The sequence below is a fragment of the Oleiphilus sp. HI0066 genome, from assembly GCF_001635725.1.
Window position 1 is genome coordinate 1 of the sequence record NZ_LWFH01001125.1, and the last position, 1,620, is coordinate 1,620.

A 1,620-nucleotide genomic window follows, 5' to 3' on the forward strand; every position below is an offset into this window, starting at 1 on the left:
CAGCAAGGGGCGCTGCCTGTTTCAGAGATTGGTGAAGGGCTGTTGCTCGCGGTTGCTGGAGCACTATTGTTAACGCCAGGTTTTGTAACAGATGCAATTGGTTTTGCTCTGTTGACGCCTGGTCTTAGAAGCCAATTAGCCAAGCTTGTGGCGGCTAGGATGATCGTTTCTGGTACTCAGTTTTCTCATTCAACTTATTCTTCGCAATCTAGATCTGATCGCTTTGATGATGCAATTGACGCGGAATACGAGGAAGTTCATGAACGACGCGATCAGTTAAAGTAAGTTTTTCAAAAAAAGTTCTTGAGAGGGCTTGAAAAGCTAGTGAGCGGCCCTATCTAAGCATCACACGTTTCTTACGTATCAGAGTGACGTAAGACCAACATAAAAAAATATCTCGAAAGAGACTTATCAAATCGGATTGATAACCTGTTAGGAGAAGCATTGAGATGAACATCCGTCCATTACACGATCGCGTTGTTGTACGTCGTAAAGAAGAAGAAACTACTTCAGCTGGAGGTATTGTTCTTCCAGGTAGCGCTACCGAAAAACCTTCACAAGGTGAAGTAGTTGCAGTAGGTGCTGGTAAAGCACTGGATAACGGTAGTGTGCAAGCGATGGCGGTGAAAGCTGGCGATACTGTGGTATTTGGTCAATACGCTGGAAATACCGTGAAAATTGACGGTGAAGAGCTTCTCATCATGGCTGAAAGCGAAATTTTCGGCATCATCGAAGCGTAATTCGGTTTCATTTTCCTACTGATTAGATACGAGTTAAACAGGACAAAAACATGACAGCAAAAGACGTAAAATTCGGTGATTCAGCTCGCCAAGGTATGTTGGCAGGCGTAAATATTCTTGCTGATGCAGTAAAAGTAACACTTGGACCAAAAGGTCGTAACGTTGTTCTAGATAAATCATTTGGTGCGCCAACTGTAACAAAGGACGGCGTGTCTGTTGCGAAAGAGATCGAGCTTAAAGACAAGTTCGAGAACATGGGTGCGCAAATGGTTAAAGAAGTTGCGTCTCAGGCGAACGACGTAGCGGGTGACGGTACTACGACTGCAACAGTACTTGCTCAAGCAATCGTAAACGAAGGTTTGAAAGCTGTTGCGGCTGGTATGAACCCAATGGATCTTAAGCGTGGAATCGACAAGGGCGTACAAGCAGCTGTTGAAGCTGTGAAAGGCATGGCGCAACCATGTGCTGACAATAAAGCGATTGCGCAAGTCGGTACAATTTCAGCAAACAGTGATTCTTCTGTTGGTGACATCATTGCACAAGCGATGGATAAGGTCGGTAAAGAAGGCGTTATCACTGTTGAAGAAGCGAGCGGTTTTGAAGACGAGTTAGACGTTGTTGAGGGTATGCAGTTCGATCGCGGTTATCTATCTCCATACTTCATTAACAACCAAGACAATATGAGTGCTGAGCTTGAAAGCCCATTCATTTTGTTGGTCGACAAGAAAATTTCTAACATTCGTGAGTTGTTGCCAGTTCTTGAAAACGTTGCAAAAGCGAGCAAGCCACTTCTTATCATTGCTGAAGATGTTGAAGGCGAAGCGTTAGCAACCTTGGTTGTCAATAATATGCGCGGCATCGTTAAAGTTGCGGCTGTTAA

The 1,620-nt window shown here is 44.4% G+C and carries 3 protein-coding genes; all 3 read left to right on the forward strand.

The features are described 5' to 3' along the window. Positions 1 to 285 (forward strand): FxsA family protein (locus A3738_RS14795; RefSeq protein WP_197473872.1); only part of this gene is annotated, 285 nt, incomplete at its 5' end. A gap of 164 nt (positions 286 to 449) precedes the next feature. Further along, complete coding sequence (locus tag A3738_RS14800; protein ID WP_068477336.1) at positions 450 to 740, forward strand: co-chaperone GroES; 291 nt, start codon at positions 450 to 452, stop codon at positions 738 to 740. A 50-nt stretch (positions 741 to 790) separates the two neighbouring features. Further along, positions 791 to 1,620: chaperonin GroEL (groEL, locus tag A3738_RS14805; protein ID WP_156504275.1), on the forward strand; the 830-nt coding region annotated here is incomplete at its 3' end.